The sequence below is a fragment of the Pseudoalteromonas sp. SK18 genome (genome assembly GCF_001974855.1).
GTDB lineage: Bacteria > Pseudomonadota > Gammaproteobacteria > Enterobacterales > Alteromonadaceae > Pseudoalteromonas.
The window spans coordinates 56,644-77,754 of sequence record NZ_MTQB01000018.1; the positions used below are offsets into that span (position 1 = coordinate 56,644).

The following is a 21,111-nucleotide window of genomic DNA, read 5'->3' on the forward strand; positions in this document are numbered from 1 at the left end:
AGCTCGCATAAAAAAGCCCCGCATTAAATGCAGGGCTTTTAACTTATTCACTGTGGCTGTTAGCCAATTTTTTTATACTTTATGCGCTTAGGCTGTGCAGCTTCTGCGCCAAGAGTCTTTTTAAGCCACTCTTCGTATTCAGTGTAGTTACCATCAAAGAAGTTAATTTGGCCTTCGTCGCGGTAATCTAAAATGTGTGTAGCAATACGGTCAAGGAACCAACGGTCATGCGAGATACACATTACACAACCTGGGAATTCTAAAATAGCATTCTCAAGAGCACGTAATGTTTCAACGTCCAAGTCATTAGTTGGCTCATCCAGAAGCACCACGTTGCCGCCTGCTTTTAACAGCTTAGCTAGGTGTAAGCGGTTGCGCTCACCGCCAGATAAGTCTTTAACAAACTTTTGCTGATCGTTACCTTTAAAGTTAAAACGGCTAACGTAAGCACGGCTTGGGAACTCAAAGTTACCAATTTTTAGTACATCTTGGCCGTCAGAGATTTCTTGGAATACCGTTTTGCTTTCGTCCATGTTGCCACGGAACTGATCAACAGTTGCCAGTTCTACTGTTTCACCAATGCTAATATTGCCGCTATCTGGCTGCTCTTCACCGCTTAACATTTTGAATAGCGTTGATTTACCTGCACCATTGGCACCAATAATACCCACAATAGCGCCCTTAGGCATGCTAAAGCTTAAATCATCAATTAAAACACGGTCGCCAAAGCTTTTACGTAAGTTGTTTACTTCTAATACTTGGTCACCTAAACGTGGCCCAGGTGGAATAAACAATTCGTTGGTTTCGTTACGTTTTTGGTAATCAGACTGTTGTAGCTCGCTAAACTGCGCCATACGTGCTTTTGACTTAGCTTGACGACCTTTAGGGTTTGAACGCACCCACTCAAGTTCTTGTGCAATCGACTTTTGACGTGCTTTTTCAGATTTTTGCTCTTGTTGTAAGCGGGCATCTTTTTGCTCAAGCCAAGAAGAATAGTTACCTTCCCACGGAATACCTTCACCACGGTCAAGCTCTAAAATCCAACCTGCTACATTATCAAGGAAGTAACGGTCATGCGTTACTGCCACAACAGTGCCTTCGTAGTCATGTAAGAAGCGCTCTAGCCAGGCAACCGACTCAGCATCTAAGTGGTTAGTTGGTTCATCGAGAATCAGCATATCTGGCTTTTCAAGTAACAAACGACAAATAGCAACACGACGGCGCTCACCACCCGATAGGTGCTCAATTTTAGCATCCCACTCAGGTAAACGAAGTGCATCGGCAGCACGCTCTAATACGTTATCGATATTATGACCATCGTGCGCTTGAATAACCGCTTCTAATTCACCTTGCTCTTTAGCCAGTGCGTCAAAGTCAGCGCCTTCCATTGCGTATTCGTTATACACTTCGTCAAGGCGGTTAAGGGCATGTTTTACTTCACCTACAGCTTCTTCAACAATTTCACGAACTGTTTTACTTTCGTCCAAAACAGGCTCTTGCGGTAAGTAACCAATTTTAGTGCCTGGTTGAGGGCGAGCTTCACCTTCAAACTCTTCATCAACACCCGCCATAATGCGAAGTAGTGATGATTTACCAGAACCATTTAAACCTAACACACCAATTTTTGCGCCTGGGAAAAAATGCAACGAAATATCTTTTAAGATAGTGCGTTTTGGTGGCACAACCTTAGATACTCGACTCATCGAGAATATAAACTTATCAGGTAAAACCATGGAAGGAGCCTTCAAATAATAATAAAAATTTCAATGCTGTATTGTAGTGGCTCACAGGTGAAACAGTCAACGAATGGCACTGTTTTAAAGTACATATTCAATTTATACAAACCGCGTGAATAAATTTCATTTAGACATCTATACATCTAGAGGTTGATATTTTTGGCATTCTGTTCATAATGAGAGCGTATTAACTCTCGGTTTTTATGAGCAGGAGCTTTAAGAATGCCAATTACAGTAGAAGACGAATTGCCAGCTATTGCACGTTTACGTCATGAAAACGTGTTTGTAATGCCAAAAACGCGTGCAAAAACCCAAGAAATACGCCCTATGCGTTTGGCTATTCTTAATCTGATGCCTAATAAAGTAGAAACCGAAGTACAGTTTATTCGCTTGTTGGCTAACTCTCCGCTGCAAGTAAATGTTGAGCTATTGCGCCTAGATACGCACCGCAGTAGTAGCAACTCAGAGCAACACTTAGATACTTTTTATCGTTACTTCTCAGAAGTAAAAAACAACAACTACGATGCACTGTTAATTACCGGTGCACCGCTCGCGCATTTAGAGTATGAAGAAGTAGCGTATTGGGAAGAGCTCAAAGTAATTATTGATTGGGCCGAGCAACATGTAACTTCTACCTTGTTTTCGTGCTGGGCTGCCCACGCGGCTTTATACCACCGTTATAATTTAAAGCGCGATTTAAAAGACAATAAACTCTGCGGGGTGTTTACCCACCAATGCTACTTTGCCCATGGTGCACTTACCCGCGGCTTTGACGATACCTTTTTAGTACCCCACTCACGCTATGGCCACATAGATATTAATAAAATAAACGCCTGTGAAGAGCTGGTGGTATTAGCGGGCTCTGAACGAGTAGGGGCGTATTTACTTAAAAATAAATCGGGCAGCCAAGTGTTTATTACCGGCCACCCCGAATACGATGCCGACAGTTTAAAAGCCGAATATGAGCGCGATTTACAAAAAAGCCCCGATGCGCCAAAGCCTGAAAACTATTTTCCTGATGACGATGCCAGCAAACAACCGTCTAAAACATGGCAAAGCCACGCGTTTTTACTGTTTTCAAACTGGTTAAATTATTACGTTTACCAAACCACACCCTATGATATTAACTTAGTTAGCCAAGACGTAAGGACTAACAACTATGCCGAATAATCCTCAAAACAATAAGCATGAACAGCTGAGCGCTGCGCTCAAACAGCGCATTTTAATTTTAGATGGTGCAATGGGAACCATGATCCAAGCGCATAAGCTTGAAGAGCAAGACTACCGTGGTGAACGTTTTAAAGATTGGCATGTGCTTATTAAAGGTAATAACGATTTATTAAGCCTAACCAAGCCTGAAATTATTACTGATATACACCGCAGCTTTTTAGCCGCCGGTGCCGATATTATCGAAACCAACACCTTTAACTCGACCACCATTTCGATGGAAGATTACGACATGGCGAGTATAAGCCGTGAAGTTAATTTAGAGTCAGCTAAGTTAGCCCGTGCTGTATGTGATGAATTTAGCGCTAAAACCCCAGAAAAACCGCGCTATGTAGCGGGTGTGTTAGGGCCAACATCTAAAACCTGTTCGTTATCGCCGGATGTAAACGACCCTGGCTATCGTAATATCACCTTTGATAAGTTAGTGACTGCGTATGTGGAGTCTACTCTTGCATTAATGGAAGGCGGCGCTGATTTAATACTTATAGAAACCATATTTGACACCCTAAATGCAAAAGCCGCCTCATTCGCAGTAGAAGAGGCGTTTGAACAAGCAGGGCGTACATTACCAGTGATGATATCAGGCACTATCACCGACGCCTCAGGCCGCACGCTTTCAGGGCAAACCACCGAAGCATTTTATAACTCTATTCGCCATATTAAGCCGCTTTCAATTGGCTTAAATTGCGCTCTTGGGCCAGATTTACTGCGCCAATACGTTGAAGAGCTATCGCGCGTGTGCGAAACCTTTGTCTCTGTTCACCCTAATGCGGGCTTACCCAATGAGTTTGGTGAATATGACCTAGAAGCAGACGACATGGCAAAAGAGATCATAGATTGGGGTAAATCGGGCTTTATTAATATTGTTGGCGGTTGCTGCGGCACTACGCCTGCGCACATTCGTGCCTTTGCCAAAGGGCTTGAAGGCGCAGCACCACGAAAATTACCAGAGCTTGAAGTGCGTATGCGTCTGTCAGGCCTAGAAGCCTGTAACTTAAATTAAGGAGCCGCCAATGACCCAACAAATTGCAGTATTTACCAATGTCGGCGAGCGTACTAACGTAACTGGCTCGGCCATGTTTAAACGTTTGATCATGGAAGAAGACTACGAGACCGCCCTTAATGTGGCCCGCGAACAAGTAGAAAATGGCGCACAGGTTATTGATATCAACATGGACGAAGCCATGCTGGACTCAAAAGCGGCCATGGTGAAGTTTTTAAACTTAATTGCCTCAGAGCCTGATATTTCTAAAGTACCTATAATGGTCGACTCCTCAAAGTGGGAAGTTATAGAAGCAGGCTTAAAGTGTATTCAAGGCAAGGCCATTGTTAACTCCATTTCACTTAAAGAGGGTGAAGAGCCGTTTATTCGCCAAGCTAAAATTATAAAACGCTTTGGCGCCGCCGCTGTTGTGATGGCGTTTGATACCGAAGGTCAAGCCGATACCGCCGATCGTAAGTTTGAAATTTGTGAGCGCAGCTACCGTATTTTGGTCGACGAAATTGGCTTCCCGCCAGAAGACATTATATTCGACCCCAACATATTTGCCGTTGCCACCGGTATAGAAGAGCACGACAACTACGCCGTAGAATTTATTGAAGGCACCCGCCGTATTAAGCAAAATTTACCGCACTGTAAAGTCTCGGGTGGGGTGTCAAACGTATCGTTCTCGTTTAGAGGTAATAACCCAGTACGTGAAGCGATTCACTCGGTATTTTTATACCATGCGATAAAAGCGGGTATGGATATGGGCATAGTAAACGCAGGGCAGCTTGCGGTTTACGACGACATCCCCGAGGAACTTCGTAAAGCAGTTACTGATGTAATACTTAACACCGACCCAGGTGCCGGTGAGCGTTTAGTAGAGCTTGCGCCTAAATATTCGGGCATGGCACAAGCTGAACGCGTAGAAGATTTAGAGTGGCGAACATGGCCTGTTGAAAAACGCCTAGAACACGCTCTAGTTAAAGGCATTACCACTTTTATAGATGAAGACACAGAAGAGTGCCGTGCTGGCGCAGATAAACCTATTCACGTCATTGAAGGGCCACTCATGGACGGCATGAACGTGGTTGGGGATTTATTTGGCGCGGGTAAAATGTTTTTACCCCAAGTGGTTAAGTCGGCCCGTGTAATGAAACGCGCGGTCGCCTACCTTGACCCATTCATTGAAGCCGAAAAAGAAGAGGGCGCGACCAACGGTAAAATTGTTATGGCCACCGTAAAAGGCGACGTGCACGACATAGGTAAAAACATTGTAGGCGTAGTACTACAATGTAATAACTACGAAGTAATCGACTTAGGCGTAATGGTACCTGCCGAAAAAATACTGCAAACAGCAATTGACGAAAAAGCCGATATTATAGGCCTTTCGGGCTTAATTACCCCATCGCTTGATGAAATGGTACATGTTGCCAAAGAAATGAAGCGTCGTGGCTTTGAGCTGCCGCTAATGATTGGCGGGGCAACCACCTCAAAAGCGCATACCGCAGTTAAAATAGAGCCGCAGTACGACAAAGGCGTGGTGTATGTAAATAACGCCAGCCGCGCCGTGGGTGTGGTGTCTAATTTATTATCAAAAGAGCATAAAGCAGAGTTTTTAGCTAAAACCACCGCCGAATACGACAAAGTACGCGAACAACAAGCACGCAAAAAGCCGCGCTCAAAACCGGTTACCATACAGCGCGCCCGTGATAATGCAGCACAGCTTGATTGGGATAACTACACGCCACCCGTGCCTAAAAAGCTGGGCGTGACTGAGTTTAAAAATGTATCAATCGCGACTTTACGCAAATACATAGACTGGACGCCGTACTTTATGACCTGGTCAATCGCCGGTAAATATCCGCGCATAATGACCGACGAAGTAGTGGGCGAACAAGCACAAAGCTTGTTTAAAGACGCCAACGACATGCTCGATGAACTTGAAAAGTCAGGCAGTTTACAGCCATTAGGTGTTATTGGTTTATTCCCAGCTAACCGTGTGGGCGATGATATAGAAATTTACACCGACGAAACGCGCAAAGAGCTATTAACTACCTCATGTCATTTGCGCCAGCAAACCGAAAAAACCGACTTTGCTAATTACTGTTTAGCCGATTACATTGCGCCAAAAGGCACGCCTGATTACTTTGGTGCGTTTGCGGTAACAGGTGGCTTAGAAGAAGACGACCTAGCCAATGCGTTCGACGCACAGCAAGATGACTATAATAAAATAATGGTAAAAGCTGTTGCCGACAGGCTCGCCGAAGCCTTTGCCGAATACCTGCACGAACAAGTGCGTAAAGAGTATTGGGGATATGCACCGGATGAAAACCTGCCTAACGATGAACTCATTCGCGAAAACTACCAAGGTATTCGCCCAGCGCCTGGTTACCCAGCGTGCCCAGAGCACACCGAGAAAAAGAAAATTTGGCAGTTACTCGATACCGAAAAACGCATTGGCATGCAGCTCACCAGCTCATACGCCATGTGGCCAGGTGCTGCGGTGTCGGGCTGGTACTTTTCACACCCACAAGCGAAATACTACGCCGTTGCTGCAATACAGAAGGATCAGGTTGAAGACTACGCTAAGCGAACAAATATGACGCTCGCAGAAGCCGAAAGATGGTTATCGCCTAACTTGGGGTATGAGCCGGAGTAAAGCGAAGTGGTTAAATAGCGAAGCGGTCAGTTTTTAGCGGTCAGCTATCAGTTAAAACAAAAACGAGCCAAGGTAGGCTCGTTTTTTATTTTAAGAACTAGGTTGTTTACAAAGAGTTTATTTAGTGGAATTATTAATCAATATATAAATTCCCGTTTTAGGGGGCACTAACTAAGATAATGGGTAATGTTAAGCTATTAGCTTTTTTAAAAGGATTTACATGAATAAAAAAACTTCAAACTTAGTCATTATATTTTTATCTGCATTCATTACATCGTTTGTTAGCCGCTATTTAACTGATTCAATAATAAACCTAAAAGATCTACCTTTTTATATGGAGTTTTTACTTTTCCTAGCTATTTATTTGGTAATTTATTTCCCACTAAATTGTGTATTCGAAAAATTCGTTGTTAAGTCAACATCTGATAGTTAGCAAAACAGTAAGACAGAATTAAGCATAATGAGTCAGAGGGCTCGCTATATAAGACTTTACAGGTATTTTAGCTTATTGTTTTGTCGCATAGCTGTGTAGCAATTGGCTTGCTCTTAACCACTTTTAAACAAGGCAATTTTATGAAAACGATTGGCATGCTCGGAGGCATGAGTTGGGAGTCAACAGCCAGCTATTACAAAGCTTTAAACGAAGGCGTTAAAAACTCGTTGGGTGGACTGCATAGTGCTAAAATTGTATGGTGAGCGTCGATTTTGCGGAAATTGAAGCGCTACAGCATCAGGGCGATTGGCAACAAACAGCTAAGTTACTTACCAAGGCAGCTAAATCGGTAGAGGCTGGTGGTGCTGACTTTTTACTTATTTGTACCAACACTATGCATAAAGTGGCCGATGAGATTGCCAGTAATATTACCATTCCTATTTTGCATATTGCCGATGCCACCGCCGAGCAACTAAAGCACGATAACATTACGCGAGTAGGGTTGTTGGGAACGCAATTTACAATGGAGCAAAACTTTTACAAAGAGCGTTTAATCGATAAGCATAACATTGAGGTATTAATACCTGAGCCTATTGAGCGAAAGCGAGTGCACGAGGTTATTTATTCGCAGTTATGCCAAGGGGTTATTGATGAAGATTCGCGAGCTGATTATATACGCATTATAGAGCGCTTATTTGCACAAGGCGCGCAGGCCGTTATTTTAGGCTGTACTGAAATAGCCTTGTTGGTAAAGCCACAACATACGCAGGTTCCGCTTTACGATACCACCAAACTACACGCAGAGGCGGCAGTGAAATTGGCTCTCGCTAAATAAATTGTATTAAGCCTAACTTAAAACCGCCAATTGGCGGTTTTTTTGTGTATGGCGTTTTAATAAATAGTTTTAAACGCAGCCACTGTTTTGCATATAAATTGATATGCACCAAGGTTTAAATTAATAGTTCAATTATATAAATTGTTAATTTTAGTAAAAACAGCAAGTTGACTAAGCTAGGTAAAATCACCTATTTACCAACGCTATAAATAGGTCAATAATCTTTTGAAGTATATCCAATTAACCTTAACCCCTAGGATTATTAGTATGAAAAAAATGAATAAACATATATTCACTTTAAGCGCATTGACCATATTGACCGCTTGCGGTGGCTCTAATCAAAGTGAGCAGCCAGACTCTATTGTTGTTAACCCGATAACCCCTCCCGTTTCAATTTCTCCTAAGCTTGTTGTAACGCAAGGTATGATCACCGGATTTGGGAGTATTTATGTTGATGGCATTAAATATAATACCGACACCAGCAATATTAAAAAAAATGGCCTAAACACTCAATTAAACGCACTGAGTGTGGGCATGAAAATTAGCTTTTCAGCGCAAGAAAATGACTCTGGTGAATGGGTTGCTCAAGACGTTGAATACGATACTGAGGTGGAGGGGGTAATTCAGAGTATTGACCGAAATAATAGCCAAATAACGATTGCGAATACCGTTATATTTTATAACGATTTAACGCATTTTATTGATACCTCAGAAGCGCTAATAAGTGTCGGGCAGCGAGTTGAAATAAGCGGCTATCCGCAAGCGGATGGTACTTTTTTAGCGTCATACATTGAATTAGACACCGATACAGACAACGACGATTATGAATATACTGCTGGGATCGTATCTAATTTAGATGAGACCGCATTACAATTTACTATTAATGATGTGGTGATTGATTATCGGCTAGCTGAAATTGATGGGGTATTGGCAAATAACAGCTATGTAAAAGTTGAAGGTAATTTAGTTGATGGCGTGATGGTTGCCAATGAGGTTGATGCGAGAACGGTTAAAGAGTCGCTCGATGTTGATGACGATAGCGTATTACGCTATGAAATAGAGGGACTAATTACTCAAATTAGTGCGACCTCTATAGGGGTTAACGGCCAAGTATTTGACTATGCAAATAATGTTGAGGTTGAAGGTGTTGCACTCAATAACTTAACGGTGGGGATGTTTGTTGAGCTTTATATTGATAATAGTCAGATCATTAAAGTTGAATCAAAACAATCATCTTACTCATCAGACGGCAAAGTAAAAGGCGTTATTGAAAGCATAGACCGTGATAACAAAACGATTACCGTTAATGGCGTGTTATACGTATTCAACGAATTTAGTCGTTTTGAAGATGACGACGAGCAATACTTTAGTTTCGACACCTTAAATATTAATGATTATGTTGAGATTGCTTATCTACAAACGTCACCGTTATTAAGTGTGTTAAAAATCGAAAAAGAAGACCAAGACGAATACCAGCAAGAATGGGAAATGAAGGGGCAGATCACTGCAATTTCAAACAATACAATAACGGTTAATGGAGCTGAAATTGTGTTAGATGCCAATGCAAAATATATCATAAATGATGTATTGGTTTCTCTAACAACGTTTATAGAGCAGCTTGTCGTTGGCGATAGAGTTGATGTTGAAGGCCTATATGATATCAATAACGTATTTGTGCTTGGTAAAGTTGAGCTTGAGAATAAAAGCGACGATGGAGACGACGACGGTGGGGACGCTGGAGATGACGATAATGGCGGTGATGATAACAAAGTTGGCTATGTTGAATTAGAAGGTACGGTTACTGAACTTTTAACAGCAAATAGCTTTATGTTAAACGGCTATGAAGTGCAATTATCTGAAAATGCAGAGCTTGAAGTGAATGACCAAGATGTTAATTTAGCAACGTTTATGAGTGCCTTAACCGTGGGGGCCGCAATTGAAGTTGAAGGCCAATGGGTTGAAAATAAATATATCCTTGCTGATGAAGCTGAACTAAAGTAAGTGAACGTATAACAATAATTAAGGCCACGCTGTTGTGGCTTTTTTTATGGCTAGGTGAAAATGCATAAAGACAAGTTGATTTCATTTACATTGATTCTAATCATTATTTTTAAATTAATTGATTTATCAATCGATATTTCAAGCAATGTAGAACCTAAGCATATTTTTCAAGAAATAATGCTAATTGTTGTATCGTTAGCTTTGTTCGTTTATTTAATGATTGATATCCATAAGCGTACTACGAATGAAAAACTCAATTTGGCGCAGTTAAAAGCGTCAAAAGAAAATATTAGGCTGCTTAACCAGCAACTAGAGGACTCAAAAGTTGCATTTTTTAGTAAAATTGAAGAGCAGTTTCAAAAGTGGGGGCTAACGGCAGCTGAAAAAGAAGTTGCTCTATTTTTAGTAAAAGGATTATCAACTTCAGAGATTGCCAACATTAGAGATAAATCTGAAAAAACCATCAGTAATCAATCTTCGGCTATTTATAAAAAAGCGGATGTAACAGGAAGGCATGAGCTAGCAGCCTTGTTTTTTGAAATGTTGTTGTAGGGTATAAAAAGGGCTAAGTTTGACAGAGGGAGGGCGCTCAGAATTCTGAACACTCTCCTTACCCATTTTAAAAATTAATAAAGCAACTACCCAATGCTAGGCTTATTGTTAATCACCTATTTAACTTTTTTATTTCCAATCGCTTAAACCATACTTTTCCATTATTTGAGATAACTTGCCTGATTCTCTCATTGCTTTTGTGCCTTCATCTACTATCTGTGTTAGCGCTTTACCTTTGGTATTCGGTGAACATGCTATGTAAATTGAATCAGAGGAAGGATTTTGGCCTCCAAGCTTCACTTTACTTTCTAAGTTCATATCCTTAATTTTAGCTTTTCCGACGGAAACTGATTCTATAACGACATCGATCCGATTTGCGGCTAACTTTTTAAAGTTTTTCTCTAGCGCGTCATTCCCTGGAATTGATTTAAAAATATCCTTTCTTGATGCGATTAATTTATCTAAATCTTCGCCATAAGCATAACCTTCAATTACGCCAACTTTTTCTGTTAGTAGAGAGTCTAGGTTATTGAAAACCCATGAAGAGGAATTCAATATAAAGTAACCTGTTATATCTTTTCCCCATTGTTCAGCAGGGAAATTAAAGTCAGGCGCATCTTCAGTATAAGCACCAACAACGCAATCAGAGCTACCTTCTCGGGTGGATACAATGGCACGTTCCCAAGGCATGATTTTGTAATCAACATCATACCCAGCAGCAGAGAAAACCTCGCGGGCAAAATCAATCATAAAGCCTTCTTTTTCAGAGTCAGGTTCTCCATTCATTGGATACCAGCTATCAGCCCGAATACTGACAGTTTTAGCCATTACATTAGCTGATAATATTAAGCTAATTATTAACGCTGGGATGCTCATGCTTTTCATATTTATTACCTTTGAGGTTTTATCTTAGTAAATTTTGTAGAAACAATTTAATAAACGATAACTTATTTGTATGAGATTAATTTTGAGTTTAGGAAATAGTTTGGATTTATCAAATTAAATACAAATATAAGTTAGCTCCAATCATGAAAAAATACTGAGCACTTCAAAGCTCAATTAAAGTTTAAGGCATAAAAAAACCCGCCAGCTTGCAGTTTTTATTAGCAAGTAAAGCTGTTAATTCGCTTTATATTAATGTCCTTTCTCAAAGTCATTTACTTCGCGCTCAGCTTCTCTTTCGATTTACCTATACATCTAAAGTTTTAATTATTGTATTTTATATAGGCTTGTTTATCATGTGAGGCCTATTTACAAAGGCATGTGAATATTTAAGCTTGATAGGGAATCATGTAGCAACCCTCCAAAAAATGTTCACGGCCTATTTTTAAGGCTTCTTGTTTATGTCATTTTTAACAACACTTAAAAAGTTTGGTAATCATATTGGTGCTTACAAAGTGCACTTGTGCTCTGAGGTAAAAGGCAAGCCTTTTACTAATGTGAGAATAGGGAGAGTATTAAATTTTTAAATATATAGCGATGCTGATAGTAAAGTAATCTGGGAGTAGAAATGAAAAAGCTTACTATTTTTTTGTTCCTATTGTTATCTGTTGGATATTCTTCAGTTGCTTTGTATTCGCTTATTAATAGTGATATTGAAGATGTTACTATTTGCAGCACTGATGATAATACTCGCTATATACCAAGTGACGTTTGTGAATATTATTTACTTAATTATAGAGCAGATAAGGGTGATATCGAATCACTTGAATCAGGCGCTGGTCTAGCATTTTTATTTGAAATTAAAGATATAGATAAGCGCGATGCTTATATCGAATACTTTATTTCTAAAGGAATCAAAGTAAATACGTTAAGTCACATAGATGGTTTATCACCTCTACACTCGGCTATTTTGCTTAATGACTTTGGTTTAGTGCAACTTTTAATGGATAAAGGCGCGAGTATTACCATTAAAGAAAAATCACATGGGCTTACACCTTTAGAGTTTATTCATAAACTGAGTGAAAAAAATGCTCAGATAGATAGGCAGCTGATATCTGAACTTTTGGCGTCGATTTCAAATAATAAACAGGCAGGTTAATTCAAAGAATTACCGAATATGTTAAATCTAGTGATTTTATTATTTACCAACAAAAAAACCGCCAATTGGCGGTTTTTTATTAGCAAGTAAAGCTGTTAACACGCTTTATATTAATGACCTTTCTCAAAGTCATTTACTTCGCGCTCGGCTTCATCTTTGGATTTACCGTATTTTTGCTGAATTTTACCAACAAGCTCGGTACGGCTACCTTCAATTTTATCTAAATCATCGTTGGTAAGATCGCCCCATTTTTGTTGCGCTTTACCTTTAAGTTCTTTCCAGTTTCCTTCGATACGATCGCTATTCATAATTAGCTCCTTATTAAGAGTGATGATTTTTCATTTTAAAAGCGTTACTAATAAAATGATTTTTAACGTTCACTTATAAAGTTGCAAAGGCTATACCAGAAAGTGAAACGCTTAATATATCAACTGCTTATGCTTTTTTGGTGCGTAAAGGTTTTTAGCTGGTGGCGAGCTTTATAAAAATTCTGCAGGGTGGCTTGTAATTATTTCAGGGACTGTCACTTCAGGGGGGATTATTGCAGGGACACTGTGCTGGTTTTTATAAGTATAAAAAAAGCGAGCTATTAAAGCTCGCTTTGCTGTTTAATAAAGGAATTAATGTCTAAAGCTAGGCATTAGCGCAGGAATGCCTGGCAGCATGCCTACCAGTGCCATTACACCGGTTAATAATACAAACATTATAAGTGGGATGACCCAGCGACTCATTCGCGATAAATCAGCACTTCTTTCTTTACAGCCAATAAGGCCCAAGTTATCAAGTAGCATAGTTAGTGACCAACCAAATGCAGGGTTTACTAGGCTTGATGCAAACACCACAATGGCGGCTGATTGGGTGGTTTTACCTTCACGGGTCATTTCCATACCCGCTTCAAGTAGTGGAATAAACACCCCTACAATTAAGGCAACACATAATACTGGCTGCCAAATAGCTAAGTCCATTGGGTAACCCCAAACACCCGCGATAATACAAAATAACGCAGTTAAAATTGCGCCTGCAGGAATAGGGCGTTTTGCAATAGCAGCAGGAACAATGTAAGTGCCCCAAGATGACGCAAAGTTAGCACCGCCTAATAGCGAGCCAAAGGTTTGTCTTGTTGATGCGCTAAGCATGGTATCGTCGATATTCATTTGTACTTTTTCAGTACGCTCTGGGTAACTAATTTTTTGAAATACTTGATGGCCTAAAAAGTCAGGCGACCACATAGCAACCGCTAAAACTGCAAAAGGAAGTACAACCACAAAGCTTTCTGCTGTGGGTAAGCCAAGCATCCAGCCGGTGTTTTCGCCCCACCAGTACATAGGGTTCATGTTTGGTAAGCCCGGTGCAGTATGAAACTCAAACGGTGCGCCCAATGCAAAAGCAGTAAAACCACCAATTAAACAGCTCAGTGGCACGGCTAACCAGCGTTTTTTGTAATGCTCCAATAAAGCATAAAGTAAAATTGTGGCTAAGATTACGATAAAGGCAATATGGGTCATTTGAATTTCTTCAGCCCATGCAAATAGTTTTTTAACCTGAGAAATGGTACCCACAAAGCCTAAATAGAGAAGCAAGCCACCACATACCCCTTTACTGGTGAGCTTGGCCATGAGACTGCCGCCTTTACTGAATGCTAATATCAATCCAAAGGCACCTATGAGCAAGCCAAAGGCCATAGGGTGTCCGCCTGCGGCAACCACAATAGGAATTAATGGAATGAGTGGGCCATGAGTACCCGCTAAGTTAGCGGTCGGTAAAATAAAGCCAGAAAATAGTAAAATAAATAACGAAACAATTAAAAGTTCGTAGCGTACGTTTTCAAGTACAAAGCCATCACTCAACCCCAAAGGGCCTGCAAAAGTGGCAGCAATGGCTGCAACCATCACAACTTTACCTATAGTTGCGGCCATCGCTGGAATGGTGTCTTCAAATTCAAAGCGATAATCTCTAAACGGTAAATTTGGACGCCAGCGTTTTGGCTGCATAATTTGCAGTTCGTGCTCTAGATAAGCGTCGCGGCTTTCAAACTCAGAGCTGGGTTTATGAAGATTTTCATAGCTATCGGACACGGTTTGAGTATCCGCTCCTGGTATAGCATCAGATGAATTATCATCTAGCGGCTTGGTGGTCATGACTTCTCCTGCAACTTAGTTGCTAACTCAAAATAAAAATACAGCTTTTACAAAGCAAATGAACGTTGAGTGCGCAGGGTAAAACAGCTTGCTACAGATTGTAATTAGGCAAAAGGTCGTGCATAGCCCAGTTTAACGCTTTGTAAGTGTTAACAAAAATAGCAAAGGGATGTGTTGTAACTGGCTTGTTAAATTTAAAAGATCTTTAAATTCAGTGGTTTATGTTTTTGTTTTTACAGTGTGATCTTGCCATGTAAAATAGCAGAAAGGTCATAAAATCAGCAGATTCAGCAGCAATCATTCTTTAGTCTAATAAAGGTGACGTTAGCCGCTATTTGCTTATTATAAATACAATTAGCCGCAAAGTTGCACAAAACGTAACAATTAAAAAGAGTTTTTACTTAGCTTTAGCTTCGGTTTACAGCTTTATACCTACTAGGTATTTGAAACGAAATGCAATCGTGAGCTAATTTAAGGGCATTTAAATCACTTAAAACGCCACTTGCTTTTTAATAATAAAACGATATTTTTTGCTACAATGGCGGCAAAGTAATTTAGGGTAAATAGCGTGCTGCCGGTTCAAGAAATATATACTTCACTCATTGATGCTTTAAAAGCCAACCCAATCACCTTACTGCAAGCGCCGCCTGGTGCTGGTAAATCAACATGGTTGCCATTACAGCTTATGCGCGATGGACATTATAAGCGCATCGTCATGTTAGAGCCGCGGCGCTTGGCGGCGAGAAATATTGCCAATTATTTAGCGCACTGCCAAAACGAAACGCTGGGGCAAAGTGTCGGTTTACGGGTGCGAGGTGAAAGCAAAGTCAGCACACACACTCGCCTTGAAATAGTTACCGAAGGCATGCTTACGCGCATGTTACAAAACGACCCTGATCTTAGTGATGTTGATTTACTTATTTTTGATGAGTTTCATGAGCGCTCTATTGCCGCCGATACCGCACTGGCTTTTGCTTTAGAGTCGCAAGCAGCATTGCGTGAAGATTTAACTATTATGCTGATGTCGGCCACCCTTGATAGCGATCGCTACACTGAGTTTTTTAATTGCCCAGTGATCCAGTCAAACGGGCGAAGTTACCCTATTGACGAAGTATATTGCCCAATAAAAGATGAAAGCCGCTGGCTTGATGCTATTCCACCAATAATAAAACAAGCACTCAATGAGCAAACAGGCAGTGCGCTGGTATTTTTACCCGGCCAGCTTGAAATACTGCGCGTGCAGCAAGCGCTGAGCGACTTGCCCAGTGATTGTATTGTTGCCACATTATTTGGCGAACAAGATAAAGCCAATCAACAAGCAGCAATTGCACCAGCGCCTCAAGGGATGAGAAAAGTAGTATTAACGACCAATGTTGCCGAAACCAGCTTAACCATTGAAGGTATTAGAATTGTTGTTGATAGCGGCAAGCGCCGTGCAGCCAGCTTTAATTTAAAAACCGGTGTAACTGAGCTTACCACGCAAAGTATATCGCGTTCATCGGCAGTACAGCGCGCAGGGCGTGCAGGACGAATAGAACCAGGGGTTGTGTATCGGTTAGGTTCAAAACAAACTTTTGAGAGACGAAACAGCCACGATAACCCTGATATTCTTACCTCAGATATTAGCCAACTGATGCTTGAGGCGAAGCAATGGGGCGCAAGCATTAGTGAACTCACCTTACTTGACCCGCCAAGTGAGCAACAATGCAGCCAAGCTACCAATTTATTATCTATGCTTGAAGCCATAGATAGTAACGGTAAGCTCACCACGCTGGGTAGTAAAATGTTGGGCTTTGGTGCCGATATTCGCTTAGCGCATATGTTATTAAAAGCGCAAATGTTAGAGCCACGATTAAATGGGATTTATCGCTTAGCTATTTATTTGGTGGCCTTACTAGAAAGCCGAGTTAGCACTGCCAATGAGCTCAACCTAGCACTGCATAGTCAACAGCAGCGTCCGCATCCTGTGTTTAAGCAACAATTAAATTATTGGTTAAAACGCTTAAAATTTACCGATAGCCGCACAGATTTAAACACTGAACATTTAAGCTTATTAGTATCGCTTGGCTATCCAGATCGGATTGCTAAAAAACGCGGCAATGGCTACTTATTAGCAAATGGCGCAGGAGCTGAGCTAAACCCTGACTACTGGCATAATGACGAATACATAGCTATTGCCAGTATGGGCGGCCATAAAGGCGGACGTATTTTTGCGGCCACCTCGCTTAGTCCATTGATGCTCAAAGAATATTTACCGCATTTATTTACTGAGCTTACCCGCTGCGAGTTTGATGAAAAAGCCGCTCGGTTTATTCATCAAGATGAAGTGAAACTTGGGGAAATTATCCTTAGCAGCCAACCGAGCAAACATAAGCTTAATAAAGCAGAGCGGGCCAAGGCATGGTTTAGTTTGTTTGCCAAGCAGGGTTTTTCGTTGTTTAACGAGCAAAAAGAAAGTGAGCAACTACTTATTAGAATGTGCCTAGCTAGTAAATTGATGCCAGAGCAGTTTCCTGTTATTAATCAGCAGCAGCTAATTGACTCAGCAGGTGATTGGTTAGGGGTATACCTTGAAGATATTAAAACCCTTGAGCAGCTTAAAAAGTTTAATTACTTTGAGGCACTACAAAACTGCTTCAATTGGCAACAGCAAAGCGAGCTTAAATCTTTACTCCCACTGAGACTAACAGTACCAAGTGGTTCTAATATAAAGATTGATTACCAACTTGATGGCCCCGCCAAGCTTAGTGTGCGCATGCAAGAAGTATATGGTTTAACCAGTACGCCTATGTTAGCTAACGGTAAATTAGCATTGCTAATGGAGTTGTTATCGCCAGGTAAGCGTTCACTGCAGTTGACTCAAGACTTAGCACATTTTTGGAACAGTAGTTACCGCGAGGTACAAAAAGAGATGAAAGGGCGCTACCCCAAACTTGTGTGCTAAGATCGATATTGACGCCTTGTGTGTTAAAACATAAGGTTGACACATAAATAGTACATTAAAAAGAGTGCTTCTTTAGAAAGCAGCTCCAGTTGTTGAGCGGAGATAGTTTTATTTACCCGTTGTGGGTTTCTGAGTCAGTCGCTAACTTCCTTTTGAGAATAACAATAATAGTAAGGCTACATAAATGGAACTTAGCAAATTCGATAGGGTTACTGTGATTACTCATATCAGAGACTCATATGCAGAAATAAGCACAAATCCAGTAGATAAATCTTCCTCCGTTGTATTGTGTCATGATGGTGTTACCAAGTACTTTGCAACACCTTGTGTCGCCTTTAATGAAAACCATGATGTGTATTTGTTTCCATTTACTTTTGAAAAAGATGGCACACCTTGGGAAGATGCAAACCATTTCTTATTCGAATCCGCTCGAAATAACAAACCAGGTTACAGAACTGATACTGCGCTGAAAGAGAAAGCTAGTATGTTATTGGATTATAAAGTTTTCTGTGAGCAGCGAAAAATTGACTTACTGAAGTTTATTGGAAGAAAACCTAAACGCCCGACCTATATTTATTTCTTCGATTTGTTGAAAAAGGTTAATGATGGCGAGTTAGCTCGAACATCTCTAAATAAAAAGACAAAAGTTGTCTATGATTTTTATGAATTTATATCCTCTAAGCCAAACTCGAATATTGATTTACGAAAAGTTGACACTGTTGAGTCTGTCACAAGGTTCTTCCAAAATTCATATGGGCATAGTTATTCAAAAAAAATAGTAAAGAGAGGACAGAGTTTGGCTGTAAGTAACTCTGCAAGCCCTATACCTATAGGCTATGTTCGTGAATCTAGTGAAGACTTACGACCACTTTTGAAGCCTGAACTAAATGAGTTACTATTACTTCTAAATACAAAAGAGTTTTCTGTGGATGAACGGTTAATGCATTTCATTGCCCTGCAAACAGGAGCTAGAAAGCAAACAATTTTAACAATAAGAATGAAGCATTTAAATCTGTTTAAAGAAGAGAGTGTTTTAAAAGATAGAACTTTCAAAGTACATGCAGGACCTGGAACGAGTATAGATACTAAATTTGATAAGCCACAGGTGCTCTATTTCCCAGAACAATTAGCGAATCAACTCCTCACCTACTCAAAATCTACAAAAGCTAAACAACGACGAGATAAATTTATTGCTAAGAATGGCAGTATTCTGAGTGATGATGATATGTATTTGTTCTTATCACCTCAAGGTGAACCACACTATATGGCAAAGTCAGATCCTCGCTATAAAATAACTAAAAGCAAACCGCAAGGACGAAATACTTATTATATGAAATTAAAGTGGAAAAAGTTTGCTGGTTCTAACTATCCAAGAAACTATACATTCCATTGGCTAAGAGCAACCTATGCATATTATTACTACCAAAGATTACAACCTCTTGCTGCTAAAGGGGTTCTAACGAATGGAGATATTATATCTATGGTTCAAAAGCGCTTACACCACGCCAGTCGTGAAGTGACAGAGTCTTACCTTCGACTATTTGACATGGTTGTTGATTCTAGAGTTGCCGCACAATCTATTTATGAACAGCAAGTTTTTGGCTTATATGATTTAGAGATGGATGCTTACAATGAATAGTTATGTCGTAAGAGACACTATTATTGTTACGAAAACGGAGCTGTTCGAAAATGAGTATCTACATCCTGAAAAGTTAAGACTTTCACTATCGGGTAAAAAACACCCTCTTGATCTAGGCCATATAGCCTATTTAAATTATAGATTTTGCACTTCATCCGCTGCACACAAAGATATGCCGTTTCTTGTTGATGAATCTAGTCTCTCAAAACACAGAATTGATTTTATCAGAAATCTTATTGAGTATGTAGTTACAAGAGGGTTCAGGGATTCTAGTATTCGCACTGTTATACAAAAGACTCGAGCTGGACTGGCTGTATTGGAAGACTATGGTTATAAGGCCAGTTTCTTACGAGACTTTGAAAGCACTAAGCAAGCTTACAATGCTATTTCCCTTGAGTTGAATCATAAAGTACGGTCTGTTGATATTGACTTTACTCCACGTGATGCTGAATTAAAGCAAATCGCATTATCATTTCTTATTTTTATTCACTACGGTAAGCCAGCACAGTCACATATAGTAAATAACATTGTAAAATTTAGTGGCAAAGCAAGCAAAACTCAGCCTCGGGAGATACAAGACCTTCAAACAGCCTTTAATACTTATAAAAGTATAGCGTTATGTTTAACTGAATTTTTAATTGAAAAGTCAGAATTTCCATGTCGTTTGAAAATGCCAAATTACATCACTTACTTATTCCCGTATGCAAGTCATCGGGTTACACCTTACACACACCGACCATCTAATATATACAACCATCTTGAAGGCCGATTAAGTACGTTAGATGAGAAGTATAAACTCTCCTCAACTCAAAATAAGTCAAGTATCAAGAGTGATTACGCTCGAAGTGTTAAAAGGTTCAACGAAGCAAACTCTAATCCAAGGTGTAAGCCTCGACGAGCTTTTGCTTGTACCGCAATGCAAGCATATCAAGTACTTTTTATTATGTTGTCAGGAGCTTATCCTGATGAAATAGCTCAGATAGAATTTGACGGTAAGATGGAAATAAATAAGTCTTTAACTAATAAAGGGTATCGGATCATTAAATTTAGAGCTGCAGGTAAAGTTGTTCAATATGAAATTGCATCAGGCGCTGTGAGCATTTTTAAACGATACCTAAAACTACGTGAGTGGCTTTTGAGAGGTAAAAAGGTAAAAACTCTTTTTTTTGGGATGAAGGTAAAATCGTGGGAACCAACTGTTATATCTGAGACTGCCCTTAGGAAATTTCAGCGTGAAAAAATGATTGGTGTTTTTATGCCTAGCCACTTTAAACCTATTACTGCAAGAGAAGTACGTAAATCAAAAAGTCTGTTCCTACACGAACACCCTGATATTGAGAAAGATACAGTTGCAAATGTACTCGGGCATTCCCAATCGACTAATGAAAAAACTTATATGGAAGTGTCACCTGAAAAGTCACATTCCGAGTTATCATTATTTTGGGACGCTGCTAATGAAGCTGCAATGCACGTTTCAACTGGTAGCAACACGGATAAAAAAACTGCGTCGGGGCATTGTGGAAAGTATTTGCAACCCGAAGTAGCTATCCCTCATCCACCAATTAAACCTAATTGTAGAACCCAATATGGGTGTTTATTTTGCTCTCATTATATCTGTCATGCTGATGATAAAGAAGATTCCCATAAGCTTGTTAGCTTGCAGTACATTGTTGATGGTGTTTTAAGAGCTAGCCTCGAAAGAGAAAAGGCAAAAGAGCTTTTTGAAAAGCTGTCTGTTAGGGTTAGGAGCATTCTACATCAGATCAACATAAAATCTGAGCAGGGGGGAAAAAATGTCAAAGAGTGTATTGAGCTTGTTTATCATCGTGGAGAGTTAACACCATATTGGGAAAGCCGTTTACAGCGATATGAACAATTAGGCTTAATTTTCATTGACAGTGCTGATGGGGCTATTGAATAA

General features: G+C 40.2%; 13 protein-coding genes and 1 pseudogene. 10 read left to right on the top strand and 4 right to left on the bottom strand.

All coding sequences use genetic code 11. The features are described 5' to 3' along the window. Positions 1–59: 59 nt before the first annotated feature. Entirely contained in the window at positions 60–1,733 is a 1,674-nt protein-coding gene (gene ettA, locus BW139_RS13350; protein ID WP_008111928.1) for an energy-dependent translational throttle protein EttA, read from the bottom strand. 225 nt (positions 1,734–1,958) lie between these two features. Between ettA and metA the strand changes: the two genes are divergently transcribed. From metA to BW139_RS13385, 6 genes and pseudogenes are all read left to right on the top strand, one after another. Continuing rightward, complete coding sequence (gene metA, locus BW139_RS13355) at positions 1,959–2,906, top strand: homoserine O-succinyltransferase (RefSeq protein WP_008111930.1); 948 nt, start codon at positions 1,959–1,961, stop codon at positions 2,904–2,906. Continuing rightward, positions 2,896–3,966: a homocysteine S-methyltransferase family protein gene (locus BW139_RS13360; protein ID WP_033104063.1), complete on the top strand. Its 1,071-nt coding sequence runs from the start codon at positions 2,896–2,898 to the stop codon at positions 3,964–3,966. The genes metA and BW139_RS13360 overlap by 11 nt, the downstream gene beginning before the upstream one ends. A 10-nt stretch (positions 3,967–3,976) precedes the next feature. Beyond that, positions 3,977–6,607: a methionine synthase gene (metH, locus tag BW139_RS13365; protein ID WP_033104064.1), complete on the top strand. Its 2,631-nt coding sequence runs from the start codon at positions 3,977–3,979 to the stop codon at positions 6,605–6,607. 573 nt (positions 6,608–7,180) lie between these two features. Further along, a pseudogene (locus BW139_RS13375) lies at positions 7,181–7,875 on the top strand (aspartate/glutamate racemase family protein). A gap of 267 nt (positions 7,876–8,142) precedes the next feature. After that, positions 8,143–9,876 (top strand): DUF5666 domain-containing protein, encoded by a 1,734-nt coding sequence (locus BW139_RS13380; RefSeq protein ID WP_008465503.1) that lies wholly within the window; start codon positions 8,143–8,145, stop codon positions 9,874–9,876. A 60-nt stretch (positions 9,877–9,936) separates the two neighbouring features. Further along, positions 9,937–10,428: a LuxR C-terminal-related transcriptional regulator gene (locus BW139_RS13385; RefSeq protein WP_008465505.1), complete on the top strand. Its 492-nt coding sequence runs from the start codon at positions 9,937–9,939 to the stop codon at positions 10,426–10,428. Positions 10,429–10,557: 129 nt separating this feature from the next. On the opposite strand, the gene BW139_RS13390 is transcribed toward BW139_RS13385, so the two are convergent. Further along, entirely contained in the window at positions 10,558–11,313 is a 756-nt protein-coding gene (locus BW139_RS13390; protein WP_008465255.1) for an ABC transporter substrate-binding protein, read from the bottom strand. Between the two features lie 625 nt (positions 11,314–11,938). On the opposite strand from BW139_RS13390, the gene BW139_RS13395 reads away from it, so the two are divergent. Continuing rightward, on the top strand, positions 11,939–12,469 hold the full coding sequence (locus BW139_RS13395; protein WP_008465259.1) for an ankyrin repeat domain-containing protein: 531 nt from the start codon (positions 11,939–11,941) through the stop codon (positions 12,467–12,469). Between the two features lie 110 nt (positions 12,470–12,579). Here BW139_RS13395 and BW139_RS13400 read toward each other — a convergent pair whose 3' ends face one another. Then, positions 12,580–12,777: a CsbD family protein gene (locus BW139_RS13400; protein ID WP_008111942.1), complete on the bottom strand. Its 198-nt coding sequence runs from the start codon at positions 12,775–12,777 to the stop codon at positions 12,580–12,582. A 312-nt stretch (positions 12,778–13,089) separates the two neighbouring features. Continuing rightward, on the bottom strand, positions 13,090–14,607 hold the full coding sequence (locus BW139_RS13405) for a DUF3360 family protein (protein WP_008464416.1): 1,518 nt from the start codon (positions 14,605–14,607) through the stop codon (positions 13,090–13,092). Positions 14,608–15,175: 568 nt separating this feature from the next. Here BW139_RS13405 and hrpB point away from each other — a divergent pair. The 3 genes from hrpB to BW139_RS18260 all read left to right on the top strand — a co-directional run bounded on the left by hrpB (position 15,176) and on the right by BW139_RS18260 (position 21,111). Continuing rightward, positions 15,176–17,551: an ATP-dependent helicase HrpB gene (hrpB, locus tag BW139_RS13410; protein ID WP_076919998.1), complete on the top strand. Its 2,376-nt coding sequence runs from the start codon at positions 15,176–15,178 to the stop codon at positions 17,549–17,551. Between the two features lie 184 nt (positions 17,552–17,735). After that, positions 17,736–19,190 (top strand): site-specific integrase, encoded by a 1,455-nt coding sequence (locus tag BW139_RS13415; RefSeq protein ID WP_076919999.1) that lies wholly within the window; start codon positions 17,736–17,738, stop codon positions 19,188–19,190. Further along, positions 19,183–21,111: a hypothetical protein gene (locus BW139_RS18260; RefSeq protein WP_083708675.1), complete on the top strand. Its 1,929-nt coding sequence runs from the start codon at positions 19,183–19,185 to the stop codon at positions 21,109–21,111. Before BW139_RS13415 ends, BW139_RS18260 begins: the two co-directional genes overlap by 8 nt.

Bases quoted from the DNA above. Each gene is read 5' to 3' on its own strand.
- ettA (WP_008111928.1), bottom strand. From the start codon at position 1,733: ATGGTTTTACCTGATAAGTTTATATTCTCGATGAGTCGAGTATCTAAG.
- metA (WP_008111930.1), top strand. From the start codon at position 1,959: ATGCCAATTACAGTAGAAGACGAATTGCCAGCTATTGCACGTTTACGT.
- BW139_RS13360 (WP_033104063.1), top strand. From the start codon at position 2,896: ATGCCGAATAATCCTCAAAACAATAAGCATGAACAGCTGAGCGCTGCG.
- metH (WP_033104064.1), top strand. From the start codon at position 3,977: ATGACCCAACAAATTGCAGTATTTACCAATGTCGGCGAGCGTACTAAC.
- BW139_RS13380 (WP_008465503.1), top strand. From the start codon at position 8,143: ATGAAAAAAATGAATAAACATATATTCACTTTAAGCGCATTGACCATA.
- BW139_RS13385 (WP_008465505.1), top strand. From the start codon at position 9,937: ATGCATAAAGACAAGTTGATTTCATTTACATTGATTCTAATCATTATT.
- BW139_RS13390 (WP_008465255.1), bottom strand. From the start codon at position 11,313: ATGAAAAGCATGAGCATCCCAGCGTTAATAATTAGCTTAATATTATCA.
- BW139_RS13395 (WP_008465259.1), top strand. From the start codon at position 11,939: ATGAAAAAGCTTACTATTTTTTTGTTCCTATTGTTATCTGTTGGATAT.
- BW139_RS13400 (WP_008111942.1), bottom strand. From the start codon at position 12,777: ATGAATAGCGATCGTATCGAAGGAAACTGGAAAGAACTTAAAGGTAAA.
- BW139_RS13405 (WP_008464416.1), bottom strand. From the start codon at position 14,607: ATGACCACCAAGCCGCTAGATGATAATTCATCTGATGCTATACCAGGA.
- BW139_RS13415 (WP_076919999.1), top strand. From the start codon at position 17,736: ATGGAACTTAGCAAATTCGATAGGGTTACTGTGATTACTCATATCAGA.
- BW139_RS18260 (WP_083708675.1), top strand. From the start codon at position 19,183: ATGAATAGTTATGTCGTAAGAGACACTATTATTGTTACGAAAACGGAG.